10 protein-coding genes are annotated in these 13,434 nt (G+C 67.5%); 4 read left to right on the top strand and 6 right to left on the bottom strand.

Annotation, left to right across the window (positions count from 1 at the left end; translation table 11 throughout):
- Window positions 1-169: 169 nt before the first annotated feature.
- A complete protein-coding gene (prpE, locus tag ABIE58_RS09520) occupies window positions 170-2,062 on the bottom strand; it encodes a propionate-CoA ligase PrpE (RefSeq protein ID WP_354544478.1) in 1,893 nt (630 codons plus the stop codon).
- A gap of 216 nt (window positions 2,063-2,278) precedes the next feature.
- On the bottom strand, window positions 2,279-4,582 hold the full coding sequence (locus ABIE58_RS09515) for an NADP-dependent malic enzyme (protein WP_354544477.1): 2,304 nt from the start codon (window positions 4,580-4,582) through the stop codon (window positions 2,279-2,281).
- Between the two features lie 274 nt (window positions 4,583-4,856).
- On the opposite strand from ABIE58_RS09515, the gene ABIE58_RS09510 reads away from it, so the two are divergent.
- A complete protein-coding gene (locus tag ABIE58_RS09510; RefSeq protein WP_354544476.1) occupies window positions 4,857-6,221 on the top strand; it encodes an SPOR domain-containing protein in 1,365 nt (454 codons plus the stop codon).
- 19 nt (window positions 6,222-6,240) lie between these two features.
- On the opposite strand, the gene ABIE58_RS09505 is transcribed toward ABIE58_RS09510, so the two are convergent.
- The 3 genes from ABIE58_RS09505 to ABIE58_RS09495 form a co-directional block, all read right to left on the bottom strand.
- Complete coding sequence (locus ABIE58_RS09505; RefSeq protein WP_354544475.1) at window positions 6,241-7,242, bottom strand: type I glyceraldehyde-3-phosphate dehydrogenase; 1,002 nt, start codon at window positions 7,240-7,242, stop codon at window positions 6,241-6,243.
- Between the two features lie 106 nt (window positions 7,243-7,348).
- Window positions 7,349-7,996: a sulfotransferase family 2 domain-containing protein gene (locus tag ABIE58_RS09500; RefSeq protein WP_354544474.1), complete on the bottom strand. Its 648-nt coding sequence runs from the start codon at window positions 7,994-7,996 to the stop codon at window positions 7,349-7,351.
- A 183-nt stretch (window positions 7,997-8,179) separates the two neighbouring features.
- Window positions 8,180-9,805 carry a choice-of-anchor L domain-containing protein gene (locus tag ABIE58_RS09495; RefSeq protein WP_354544473.1) on the bottom strand — a complete coding sequence of 542 codons (1,626 nt, stop codon included), beginning with the start codon at window positions 9,803-9,805 and terminating at the stop codon, window positions 8,180-8,182.
- Window positions 9,806-10,009: 204 nt separating this feature from the next.
- On the opposite strand from ABIE58_RS09495, the gene ABIE58_RS09490 reads away from it, so the two are divergent.
- Entirely contained in the window at window positions 10,010-10,492 is a 483-nt protein-coding gene (locus ABIE58_RS09490) for a thioesterase family protein (protein ID WP_354544472.1), read from the top strand.
- A gap of 36 nt (window positions 10,493-10,528) precedes the next feature.
- Here the strand turns inward: ABIE58_RS09490 and ABIE58_RS09485 are convergent, their stop codons facing one another.
- Complete coding sequence (locus ABIE58_RS09485) at window positions 10,529-11,530, bottom strand: DUF2125 domain-containing protein (protein WP_354544471.1); 1,002 nt, start codon at window positions 11,528-11,530, stop codon at window positions 10,529-10,531.
- A 71-nt stretch (window positions 11,531-11,601) separates the two neighbouring features.
- On the opposite strand from ABIE58_RS09485, the gene ABIE58_RS09480 reads away from it, so the two are divergent.
- Complete coding sequence (locus ABIE58_RS09480) at window positions 11,602-12,126, top strand: gamma-glutamylcyclotransferase (protein WP_354544470.1); 525 nt, start codon at window positions 11,602-11,604, stop codon at window positions 12,124-12,126.
- Window positions 12,127-12,192: 66 nt separating this feature from the next.
- Window positions 12,193-13,434: a biopolymer transporter ExbB gene (locus ABIE58_RS09475; protein WP_354544469.1), complete on the top strand. Its 1,242-nt coding sequence runs from the start codon at window positions 12,193-12,195 to the stop codon at window positions 13,432-13,434.

Raw genomic sequence — 13,434 nt, 5'->3', positions numbered from 1 at the left:
GCCGGGCACCGCCGTCATCAGCCGGGCACCGCCGTCATCAGCCGCATCCGCCGTCATCAGCCGCATCCGCCGTCATCCTCGGGCTTGACCCGAGGATCTCGTGGGTCGGAGATCCTCGGGTCAAGCCCGAGGATGACGGACACGGCCCGCGGATGACGGGCGCGCGTCCCTATTCCTTCGCCAGACCAATGCCTTGCAGGGCGGTCTTGATCTCGTCGAGGATCGCCGGATCGTCGATGGTCGCGGGCATCTTGTAGTCCTGCCCATCGGCGATGCGTACCATGATCGCGCGCAGGATTTTCCCCGAGCGCGTCTTGGGCAGCCGGTCCACCACCACCGCAAGCTTGAACGCCGCCACCGGGCCGATCTGATCGCGGATCAGCTTGACGCATTCGCGCGTGATCTCGTCATGGGAGCGGTTGACGCCCCTGGTCAGGCACAAAAAGCCCACCGGCGTCTGCCCCTTGAGCGTATCCGCCGCGCCGATCACGGCGCATTCGGCCACATCGGGGTGGTTGGCCAGCACCTCCTCCATCGCGCCGGTGCTCAGGCGGTGGCCCGCCACGTTGATCACATCATCGGTGCGCGCCATGATCCAGAGATAACCATCCTCGTCCTTCATGCCCGCATCACCCGTCTCGTAATAGCCGGGGAAAGTGTCGAGATAGGATTTGCGATAGCGCGCATCGGCGTCCCACAGCGTCGGCAGCGTGCCCGGCGGCAAGGGCAGCTTGATGGCAATCGCGCCCAGCGTGCCGGGGGGCACCTCGTGCCCGCCCTCGTCGAGGATGCGCACATCATAGCCCGGCATCGCCACAGTCGGAGAGCCGACCTTGACCGGTAGCGCCTCAAGCCCCGCCGGGTTGCCGGCGATGGTCCAGCCGGTCTCGGTCTGCCACCAATGGTCATAGACCGGCACGCCCATTTTCTCGGCAGCCCAGTTGATCGTGTCCGGGTCCGCCCGCTCGCCCGCGAGATAGAGGGCGCGCAGGTGCGAGATGTCGTATTTCGCCAGTTCCTTGGCCTCCGGGTCATCGCGCTTGATCGCGCGCAGAGCCGTGGGCGCAGTAAAGAAGCTGCGCACCTTGTGCTCGGAGATCACCCGCCAGAACGTGCCCGCGTCGGGCGTGCCCACCGGCTTGCCCTCGAACACGATGGTGGTGTTGCCGTGGATGAGCGGCCCGTAGCAGATATAGCTATGGCCCACGACCCAGCCGACATCGGACGCGGCCCAGAACACATCGCCGGGATCGACATTGTAGATGTTCTTCATCGTCCAGTTGAGCGCCACCAGGTGCCCCCCGGTCGCACGCACCACGCCCTTGGGCTGGCCGGTGGTGCCCGAGGTATAGAGGATATAGGCCGGGTGGTTGCCCTCGACGGGCAGGCATTCGGCGGGCTCCACGCCATACTGGAACGCGTGCCAGTCGAAATCGCGGCCCTCGATGAGCTTCGCCACCTCTTCCTCGCGCTGGAAGATCACGCAAAACTCGGGCTTGTGCGCGGCCTGCTCGATGGCCCCGTCGAGAAGCGGCTTGTAATGCACCACGCGCCCCGGCTCGATCCCGCAGGATGCCGCGATGATCGCCTTGGGCGTGCAATCGTTGATCCGCACGGCCAGCTCGCTCGCGGCAAAGCCGCCGAACACCACTGAGTGCACCGCGCCGATGCGCGCGCAGGCGAGCATCGCCTCGATCGCTTCGGGCACCATCGGCATGTAGATGATGACGCGGTCGCCCTTTTCCACGCCCTTGGCGCGCAAGGCCCCCGCCAGCCGCGCCACGCGCGAGCGCAGTTGCGCATAGCTGATCTTGTGCTTGGTGCCGGTCACCGGGCTGTCATGGATGATCGCCGCCTGCGCGCCGCGCCCGGCCTCGACATGGCGATCCACCGCGTTCCAGCAGGTGTTTACCAGCCCGTCCGAATACCATTCGTAAAGCGGGGCGTTCTCGTCAAAGAGCGCCCTGGAGGGCTTTTGCACCCAGTCGATCTTGTCGGCCTCTTCCATCCAGAACCCTTCGGGGTCCGCCAGCGAGCGCTCGTAAATCGCGTTATAGTCCATCCGTATCCTCCTCCGATCCGTTGCAATTGTGTTACGGATCGAAGGCCGCTGCGGCAAGCGTCGAGGATGCAGGCGCGGCAGATGGCCGCGAAAAATTTGCAGAAATGACCCCTGGTAGCTTGCAAATTTTTGCAAAGCCTCGGCATCAAACACCGCAATACCCATTAGTGGGCAGAGTTTGCAAATTTCTCTGCAAACTGCTGCTAAGCGATGATTCTACCCGTAATGCGCCACCGGCGTGCCCGCGATAGCGGCCATGTTCAACAGGCCCCGCGCGGTGATCCCCGGCGTGACGACATGCACGCGGTTGCCCATGCCCATCAGGATCGGCCCCACTTCGAGCCCGCCCGCCTTGGCCTTGAGGATGTTGCGCACCCCCGAGGCGGCATCGGCATGGCCGAAAATCAGCACATTCGCCGCGCCCCCCAGCCGGTTGCCGGGCAAGAGCCGCCCGCGCAGGTCGTCGTCAAAGGCGGCATCCACGTTCATCTCGCCCTCATAGGCGAAATCGCGCGGTTCGGCGTCAAGAATGGCAATCGCCTCGCGCAGCCGCTTGCCCGAGCCTTCGGCCTGATTGCCGAATTGCGATTGCGAACAGAACGCGATGCGCGGCTCGATCCCGAAGCGCCGGACATGGCGCGCCGCCCCGATGGCGATCTCGGCAAGGTTCTCGGGCGTGGGCTGCGAATAGACATGGGTATCGGCGATGAAGAGCGGCCCATCCTCGAGGATCATCAGGCTGAGCGCGCCATGTGGGGAATGATCGGCATCGGCCAGAACCTGCGTTACATAGTTCAGGTGCCAGCGAAATTCGCCGAACGTGCCGCAAATGAGGCTATCGGCCTCGCCGCGCTGCACCATCACCGCGCCGATGGCGGTGGTGTTGGTGCGCATCACCGCCTTGGCAATATCCGGCGTCACGCCGCGCCGCGCCATGATACCGTGATAGGTCTCCCAGTAATCGCGGTAGCGCGGGTCGTTCTCGGGGTTGACTACGTTGAAATCGCGCTCGGGCCGGATCGACAGCCCCGCCCGCTCGCAGCGCCGCGCGATGACCTCGGGGCGGCCAATGAGGATCGGGGTTTCGGGCGTCTCCTCGAGGATCGCCTGCGCCGCGCGCAGCACCCGCTCGTCCTCGCCCTCGGCAAAGACGATACGCCGCGCGGCGCTGCGCGCGGCCTCGAAAACCGGGCGCATCAGCAGCGCGGATTTGAACTGGCTCGCGTCGAGATCGGCCTTGTAGGCGTCGAGATCCTCGATCGGGCGGGTGGCCACGCCGGTCTCCATCGCGGCGCGCGCCACGGAGGCAGAGACAATCCCCGCCAGGCGCGGATCGAACGGTTTCGGGATCAGGTAATCGGCCCCAAAGCTGAGCTGCTCGCCCTTGTAGATCGTCGCCGCCTCGGCGCTCGTGGTGGTGCGCGCAAGCTCCGCGATCCCCTCGACACAGGCCACCTGCATGGCGTCGTTGATCTCGGTCGCGCCCACGTCAAGCGCCCCGCGAAAGATGAACGGGAAACACAGCACGTTGTTGACCTGGTTGGGGAAATCAGACCGCCCCGTGGCGATGATCGCATCCGGCACCGCCGCGCGCGCATCATCGGGCATGATCTCGGGCGCGGGGTTCGCGAGCGCGAACACGATGGGGCGCGCGGCCATTTTCGCGACCATGTCAGGTTTCAGCACATTGGGCCCCGACAGCCCCAGAAAAAGGTCGGCCCCGCCGATCACGTCATCCAGCGTGCGCAGGTCCGAGGCCTGCGCAAAGGCCGCCTTTTCGGGGTTCATATCCACCTCGCGCCCCTCATGGACCAGCCCGTGAATATCGCATAGCCACACGTTCTCGCGCTTGACACCAAGCTTGAGCAGCATGTTGAGGCAGGCAATTCCCGCCGCACCGCCGCCCGCCGAGACCACCTTGATCTCGTCAAAGCGCTTGCCCGCCACATGGAGCGCGTTGGTCGCCGCCGCGCCCACGACGATGGCGGTGCCGTGCTGATCGTCGTGAAACACGGGAATATTCATGCGCTCGCGGCAGATACGCTCGACCGTGAAACAATCCGGGGCCTTGATATCCTCGAGGTTGATCGCGCCAAAGGTCGGCTCCAGCGCGCAGACGATCTCGGCCAGTCGTTCGGGATCGGGCTCGTTCACCTCGATATCGAAACAATCAATGTTGGCGAATTTCTTGAACAGGACCGCCTTGCCCTCCATCACCGGCTTGGAGGCGAGCGCGCCGATATTGCCAAGCCCCAGCACCGCCGTGCCGTTCGAGATCACCGCCACCAGGTTGCCCCGCGCGGTATAGCGGCGCGCGGTCGCCGGGTCGTCCTTGATTTCAAGGCAGGCCTCGGCCACACCGGGGCTGTAGGCGCGCGCAAGGTCGCGGCCATTGGCCATCGGCTTGGTGGCGCGCACCTCGAGCTTTCCGGGCCGGGGATACTCGTGATAATCAAGCGCCGCCTGACGCTGGGCATCCTTCTGGCTATCGGTGGGGCTGGTGGTGGGGCTGTCGGTCATGAGGGTCCTCCCGGCCCGGACGCGGCGCGATCCGGCAATCGTTTAGCGTTAAACCATCTCGGTCTTAGCACGTCTCCTGTAAGGCGCAAACCCCGCAACACGCGCGGGGCCGCCACCAAAGCCATGCCACGACGCCCCATCATGGGCGATGAAATCGGTGGCGAAAGGCCCAGCACCTGCGCCGCGCCTGCGGACGGGCACAAAATAAGCCAATCCCTGTTTACTACATGGCAAAAATAAGGCACCTTTCCCCAAGCTGACCGAGGGGGGTTACATGTCTGGTTTTCGTTCGCTTTACCTCGCCGGGGCCGCCGGGCTTACGGTCGCACTGGGCGTGGGGGCCGCAGGCGCGCAATCGCTGCGCAATCTGCCGGTGCCCACAGAGTTTCCGCCAGCGTCCTATGCCGCCACGCAATACGTTGACAGCGCTGGCTGCGTCTTCGTCCGGGCCGGGGTCGGGGCCAATGTGACATGGGTGCCGCGCCTCACGCGGGCGCGCCAGCCGCTTTGCGGCTTTGCCCCGTCGCTGGCCAAGGCGGCCCCGACTGCGGCACCCGAGCCGCAAACCCGCACCGCTGCCGCGCCCGCCCCGGCAGCCTCCACACCCGCGCCACGCCGCGTCGCGGCCCCGGCCCCGGCCCCGGCAAAGCCCGCGACCACGCCCAAGCGCACGGCCCGCGCCCCCGAACGCAAGGCCCTGTTCAGCGTGCCCGAAACCAAAACGGTGCCCGTGCGCCCGGCACAGGCCCCGGCACCACGCGCCACGGCCACACCCGCGCGCCGCCTCGCGCCGCCCGACCCCGGCCGCACCGCGTGTGCCGGTCTGACCGGCGTTTCGGCGGCCTATACCGTGCAGCATACCGGCTCGCCGGTGCGCTGTGGCCCGCAGACGGCGCATTACGTCACCTATGCGCGCGGCGACAGGGCCGTGCCACCGCCGGGCACGCGCGCCACGCCCGACAGCGTCCCGCGCGGCACCTATGTGGCCCCCGCGCGCATCTATGCCCGCCAGCAAACCAGCCTCGTGGGCATCTCTGTGCCTGCGGGCATGAAACCGGTCTGGGAGGATGACCGCCTCAACCCCCGCCGCGCGCATCAGACATTCGAGGGCAAGGCGCAGATGGAGCTGATGTGGACCAGAACCGTGCCGCGCCGCCTCATCGACCGGCGCACCGGGGCAGAGGTGATCCACAACTTCCCCGGCCTTCAGCCGCCCTTTACCAGCTTCGAGGCGCAGCGCGCCGCCGGGGTGAGCGTCTCCACGCGCGGTAGCTATGTGCCCGATCCGATCACCGTGGCCGAGGCGCGCCGTCGCAGCCCCGCCCCGGTCACCGCCGCGGCGCGCGTCTCGACCCGCTCCACGCCTGCGCGTGCGGTAACCGCGCCTGAGCCGGTATCGCCCCCCGCCCGGCAAAAGGCGCATTACGCGCAGGCCGGGATTTTCGCGGATGCGGCGCAGGGCCAGGCGGCGGCGCGGCGCGTGGCGGGGGCCGGGCTTCCGGCGCGCCACGGCACGCTTGATCGCGACGGGCGCAGCCTCACGGTGGTGCTCGCCGGGCCCTTCGGCTCGGAGGCAGAGGCACGCGACGGGGCCGCAAGGCTGCGCGGCTTGGGCTTTGGCAATGTGCGGCTGAGGTAAGGCGGGTAAGGCGGGGGCCTCAGCCCCGCCGCGCCATCAACTGCGCCATATCAAGCATCCGCGCCGAAAAGCCCCATTCGTTGTCATACCAGCCAAAGACCCGCAGCAGCCCCCCCGCCGAAACGGATATCTGCGGCCCGCTGACGATCAGGCTCTCAGGCCTCCCGCGCAGATCCGACGAGACCAGCGGCGCCTCGGTCCAGCCCAGCCAGGCGTGGCGCGCGGCGGCCTCGCGCAGCATGTCCGCCACCTGCGCCGCCGTCACCGGGGCGCGGGTCTGCACCACCAGATCAATGCACGAGACCGAGGCCGTGGGCACCCGGATCGCCCGCGCCTCGATCCGCCCCTTGAGCGCGGGCAGAACCCGCCCCGTCAGGTGCTGCGCGCTGGTCGTTGTCGGCACCATCGACAGCGCGGCTGCGCGGCTGCGCTCGGGCGCGCCGCGCGGCTTGTCCACGGTGGGCTGGCTGCCGGTATAGCAATGCACCGTCGTCATCTGGCCGCTTTCGATGCCATAAGCGTCATCAAGCAGCCGCGCCAGCGGTGCCAGCGCATTGGTGGTGCAGGACGCGTTAGAGACGATCCGCTGATCGGCCAGATCGCCCTCGTTGGCACCGATCACGATGGTGGTGTCGGCCTCATCCGAGGGGCCCGAGACCAGCACCCGGCGCGCGCCCGCCGCAAGCCCACGCTCGGCCATCGCGCGCGCGCCCGCCATACCGGTGCAATCAAGCACCACATCCGTGCCCGAGAGATCAAGGGCGCTCAGGTCGCGCGCGGCATGAAACGGGATCGCGCGCCCGTCCACCACCAGCATAGTATCGCCCTCGCAGGCCACATCGCCGGGCCAGGGGCCGAACACGCTGTCATATTGAAAGAGATAGGCGCAGGTCGCCAGCGGCTCGAGTTCGTTGATGCAGACAAGCTCGAAATCCGGGCGCTCGCGCAGCAGAATGCGCAGGATCGTGCGCCCGATGCGCCCGAACCCGTTGATGGCGACGCGGATCGGGGGGTGGGTCATGGCGGGCTCCCGGTGCAAAGGTCAGTGAGGCTGAACTTGTCGCAGGGGGCGGGGCTTGGCCAGAGGTGAAACACAATTTGATCAAATCATTCGCCGCCCGGAACCCTCAGAACCCATAGCCGAAGCGCGCGATATCCTCGGCGGCGATCTCGGCCATGAGGGCGGCGGCGGGGGCGCTGTACCGCGCGCGATAGTCGCCGCGCGTCGAGGCGTTGAGATGCGGCAGATCGAGGCGAAAGCCGAGATGCTCCCAAAGCGGCGCGGCGTCGGTCTCGAACTGTTCGAGCCGGATGTAGAGCGTGCAATATTCCCGCCCGTCGGCGGCGGTCATGTAGTGGCGCGCGGGCTGCGCGGCCCAGGCGGCGCGGGTCTCGGGGGCGCGAATGAACCCCTCGAAATCGAGCGCCTTGGCGCGCTGCACCATCGGGTGCTCGAAGGCCTGCGCGCGCGCCCATGTATAAAGGCTCAGCATCCGGTCCCAAGGGTTGCGAACCAGCGTCACCGTGAACATCGCCGCGATCTCGTCGGGGCTCAGCAGCCCATCGATATCAGCAAGGGTGGAATGCTTCCACAACCGCCCGCACGCGCGGGGTTGCAGGCGCGCCACCCGCCCGCGCCGCCGCCGCGCCTTGGGCGTGTCGCCGATCAGAATATCGCGGGCGGTGGCACGCGCCTCCAGCGCCTGCGCCAGCGAGGTGCCCCCGGTCTTGGGGATGTGAACGAAAACAAGGCCACGGTCGCGCGAAATGATCATGGGGGCAGTCTAATGGTCCATGCCTGACAGGTCTTGCCCAATCGTGGTGCCCTGCGCCAAAGGGGGAACCCGGCTTTGCGCCCCCGATGCCTCGCTGATACGCTACCGTTGCCCCCATTGGCCCCCGGCAGCTTACAGCCAGACCGATGCCTGCCCTGACTGTCGCCCTTGCATATCTGCCGCTCAGCCACTTATCGGACTTGCCCTTGGCTGGACCGGGCCAGACAGCCCCCTCCCCGATCCGCCAAGCAGCCCCGCCTCGTGGCGGCGCAGCACCCGGCGCGCGGCGGGTCCATAGCGCGCAGGCCCGATCCCCTCGAAGAGGTCCGGGAAGAGGCGGCGCAATTCCACCTCGGCCTGCGCGTCGAAACCGGTCATCGTTTCCGGGCCGGGATGGTAGCTCTCGCTCCACAGCCCGCCCCCGCGCAGGATCTCGTGGCGATCAAACAGCAGGTGGACATAGCGCACCGCGCGCCCGTCCTCGCGCCGCGCTATCCCTGCCCGCCCGACGAGGTCGCGCGCGCGCACCAGCACCTCGGCCTCGGCAAAGAGCAGCTCCGCGCGCGCATCCGCGATCAGCACCCGGTGGTTTGGCGACAGCTCCAGCGTCGCGTGATCGCCCAGCGCGCCCGCGCCGATCCGCACCGGCGCATCCGCCCCCGCCGCGCGCCGCGTGCTGATGCCCAGCCAGCGCAGCACCCGCGCCCCGTGATCGCGGGTCTCGACCAGATCGCCGGGGCGCAGCGCCTCGACCGGGATGGGGCCGCGCGGCGTGTCGATCAGCGTTCCGGCAACGAAACAGGGCGTGGTGGTCAGCGTGACAAAGCCGATATCGGTATTGCCCGCGTCGTCGCTCACCTCGTAGGAAAACGTGCTGTCGTCGGGATTTTCGGCACTGGCGGCAAGCACCATGCCGCTGGGCGTCAGCGTGATCGCCTCGCCCGAGGGCAGCACCACGATATCGCCCACGCTCACCGGCTGGTTGTTGATGGCGGTGATGGTCAGCGTGCCGACTGCCGCGCTCTGGTCATTTGCGAGAAGATCGGCCTCCACCTCCTGCCCGAGCCGCAGCTCGAGCGCGTCATCGCCCGCCACAAGCGCGGTCTGCACCGAGTTGCCGGCGATGAGCAGGTTGCTGTCAAAGGCGTCATCGCCACCATCGGCGATGCCGATGCGGATGGTGTTGACCTCGCCGGGCGTGACCGGGGCCTTGAGCGTGAGGGTGACGGTCAGCCCGTCCATCTCGGTGTTGAACACATCGCCGCTGGCGGGGTTGTCGAGATAGAGGTTGGAATTGCTTTCGTCGTTGATGTTGTTGATCGTGATATCGCCGCTGCCCACCGTGAGCACCGCCGGTTCGCCATTGACCCAAATGCCCACCGCGTCGTTGAAGCCCGAATTGACATATTCGAGATATTCCTCGGAGCTGAATACCACCTGCATGGTGAGCGTGCTGCCCTCGGGGATGAAATCGGCCTCGAAAATGGCGGCATCAAAGGTCGCCTGCCCCGAAACCGCGCTCAGCCCGGTATCGCCTGCGGTGAAATTGCTGGTCGAGGTGCCAGAAGAGATATTGGCGTCGCCCGTGCTGTTGGTGATATCGGTGGCGCGGCCCGTGGACAGGATCACGCCGCTATCGGACGGGGTGACGCCCGGCGCGATGCTGTCACCCTGCGAATAGATGCCCGAGGCCTGCGCCGCCCCCTGATAGCTCGCGCCCGTCACGGTGATGCCGTTGCCGAACATGGCATTGGCCATATCCAGCGCGCTGGCATGGGTGTCGATCGGCAAGTCGGCTGCGATGGCCATGCGGTCCTCCGTTTGGCACAACCCTCGCCGCCGCCGGTCAACAGCCCCTTAACAGCCCCCCGGAAAATGCATAAAATTCGAAAGAGCCCGCACGGGGGCCGTGGGCGTGACCCGACGCGCGCAGGCGTGCGCGTCGACATCATTGCCATCGTGCCGGAAAACCCCCTAAAACACGCCTGTATCCGACGCGAAACAGGTGGCCCCATGTCTGACCAAATGCCTTTTCTCTCCAGCTATCACAGGGTCGAAGAGGGCTGGATCGACTTCAACGGCCATATGAACATGGGCTATTACACCGTGCTCATGGATCGCTGCGCCGACGAGGCATTTGCCGAGATGGGCTTCGGCCCTGATTACGTGGCGGCACGGGGGCTGACGACCTACGCGGCCGAGTTTCACATCCGCTACCTGCGCGAGGTCAAGCTTGGCGACCGGCTGCGCAGCAGTTTCCAGCTTCTGGACCATGACGACAAGCGCCTGCATTTCTTTCAGGAACTGTTCCACGAAGACGGCTGGTGCGCGGCCACCGGCGAGAGCCTCACGCTGCATATAGACATGTCCGGGCCGCGCGTCGCGCCCATGCCCGCCGATATCGCCGCGCGGGTGGCCGGGATGGCGCGCGCCCATGCCGCCCTGCCCCGCCCCGAGGGCGTGAGCAGCCGCATCGGCATCCGTCGCAAGGGCTGAGCGCCCCCACCTGCCGGCCCAATCCCCCTGCCGCGCTCAGCGCAGGCGCAGACGCGGCGCGGGGCCGAGCGGCACGGGGCCAAGCCACATCCGCCCGCCGCCAAACCCGAGGGAAATATCGAGCGTGTCGGGATTGCCGCCCATGCGCGCCATCATGCCAAGCCCCGATTCCACGCTCGACGCGAGGCTCTCGGGCAGAACCCCCGCCACGCGCAGAAGCGTCACGATCTCGCGCCAGTTGCGCGCCTTGAGCGCGATATCACCCTCGGGCCAGCCCTCGGGCGTCACATCCACCTCGCCCGCCGCCTGGAGGTGCAGATCGCCCCAGCGCCCCTCGGCAAGGCGCACGCGGATATGGGTGGGCTGCGGGCGGGCGCGCTCGATGGCGCTGCGATCCCAGGGCTTGTCAAAGGTTGCGGTGACATCGGCGGCAAAGCCGCTGATACGGTCGGGCAGGCGGCCCTCGGGGTCAAGCCGCGCGCGCACGGGCGCGGCGAGGGTCAGCCCCTCGGCGCGCAGGCCAAGGCGATAGGCGGCCCCCTCCTCTCGCTCGGCGGCAAGGCTGAGCGCCGAAAGCGCGGTGATCTCGGCGGGACGCGCCTCGGGGGTGATGCGCAGCACATCGGCGGTGAGCGTCATGCGCCGGGGGGCCAGCGCGCTGTCGGGCGCGATCACCAACGAGGCGCGCATATCGCGGCTGTCGAGGCGGAATTTTTCCCGCGGGGTGGCGATGCGCTGGCTGTCGGGCCAGACCGCGATGACGTGGTTGGGGCGGTAGCTCAGCGCGTTGATCTGAAAGCGCGGGGCCTCCCATGCCAGCCCGGTGGCGGGATCGGCCAGCATCAGCCCCTTGAACACAACGTCGAAACGGTTGGGAAATCCCTGCACGTCAAGCGCGCTGGTCTCGGCCTGCCAGCCCTCGGCGCGGCGCGCATCGAACCACGCCTCGAAGGCCTGTAGCGTGGCGCGGCTGCCGATGACCCAGTAGCCTGCCCAAAGCGCGGCGGCGATCACGATCACGGCGAGAATTGCGCGCATGGCTTGCCCCTTTCATGCCCCTCGCGAAGGGTGTTTACAGGGGGCAGGATGCGAGGAACAGGAGAAAAGGCATGTGGGTGTTCGGCTATGGCTCGCTGGTGTGGAATCCGGGGTTTGACACGGTAGAACGGGTGATCGCGCGGCTGCCGGGCTATCGGCGCAGTTTCTGCATGCGCTCGATCCACCATCGCGGCACGCCCGAGGCACCGGGGCTGGTGCTGGCGCTTGACCGCGCGCCCGAGACCGCCTGTTCCGGCGTGGCGCTGCGTGCGGCACCAGAGCGCGCCGACGAGGTGCTGGCCTACTTGCGCGAGCGCGAGCTGATCTCGGCGGCCTATCTCGAGGCGCGGCTGCCCGTCGCGCTGGCCGATGGCCGCGAGGTCGAGGCGGTGACCTATGTGGTCGATCCCGATCATGTGCAATATTGCGGCGGGCTCGATCTCGAGGAGCAGGCGCAGATCATCGCCCGCGCGCAGGGCGGACGCGGCCCCAATACCGAGTATCTCTACAATACCGACGCGCATCTGCGCGAATTGGGCCTTGGTGATCGCGAATTGGATTGGCTGGTGCGCCGGGTGCGCGCCTTGTGTGGATAAGCCTTGGCTTGAAGGCGCGGGCGGCGTAGGGTGCGGCGCATAATTCAACGTGTCGGGAGCGTCCAGATGGACCAGCCGGACCGCGAGGTCGAGCCGCAGTTTTCCACCCCCTATCGGCAGATCGTGCTGATGCTGATCGTGCTGGCACTGACCGGGGCGGGGGCGGTTCTGGCGCTGCCACGGGTAATGCCGGTCTTCGAGGCCAACCCCTGGCTCAACGGGTTTATCTTCTTCGTCTTCGTGCTGGGCGTGATCGCGACCTTCTGGCAGGTGGTGCAACTGATCGGCTCCGCGCGCTGGATCGAGGGATTCGCGGCCCAAGTGCCGGGCCACGACCTGACCCGCCCGCCCTCGCTTCTGGCGCCATTGGCCACGATGCTGCGCGGGCGCGGGCGGCGGATGCAGATCGCCTCAAGCTCGGCGCGCTCGATCCTCGATTCGGTGGCGCAGCGCATCGACGAGGCGCGCGAGATCACGCGCTATATCGTCAGCCTGCTGATTTTCCTCGGGCTTCTGGGCACGTTCTATGGGCTGGCCACCACCATCCCGGCGGTGGTCGACACCATCCGCAGCCTCGCGCCGCAGCCGGGCGAGGAAGGCGTCGATATCTTCAACCGGCTGATGACGGGCCTCGAGGCGCAATTGGGCGGCATGGGCGTGGCCTTTGCCTCGTCGCTTCTGGGCCTGTCGGGATCGCTCGTGGTGGGGCTGCTCGAGCTGTTCGCAGGCCACGGGCAGAACCGCTTTTACCGCGAGTTGGAAGAGTGGATTTCCACCATCACGCGGCTGGGCTTTGCCGAGGGCGAGGGCGAGGGCGGCGGCGCGGCCCATGTGCTCGACGCGATGGCAGAGCAGATGGGCGAGCAGATGGACACGCTTCAGGGCCTCTTCGCACAATCCGAGATGGGCCGCGCCGTCACGGATGAGAAACTCGGCGTGCTTGCGGATTCCATCGAGCGGCTGACCCACCGGATGAGCGATCAGAACCCGGTTCAGGTGGCGCTCCTACGCGTGGCCGAGGGGCAGGAACGGCTGATGGAGGCGATCGAGGCGCGCGAGACCAGCGAGGGGCTGGATGCCGAAAGCCGGATGCGCCTGCGCTCCATCGACGTGCAGATGCTGCGCATTCTCGAGGAAATCAGCGCCGGGCGGCAGGAGACAATGACCGAATTGCGTGCCGATCTGGCGGCGCTCACGCGGCTCATGGGGCAGGCGCGCGGGGCCACGCCGCGCCCGGTGCGCCCGGTGGTGCCGCGCGGGAACGAGGCCGCGGGCGAGCCGCCCGCCGGGTCCGGCGAGGGCGGCTGA

The organism is Roseovarius sp. MBR-78 (genome assembly GCF_040547535.1).
GTDB lineage: Bacteria > Pseudomonadota > Alphaproteobacteria > Rhodobacterales > Rhodobacteraceae > Roseovarius.
This window is presented reverse-complemented; position numbering and strand designations above follow the sequence as displayed.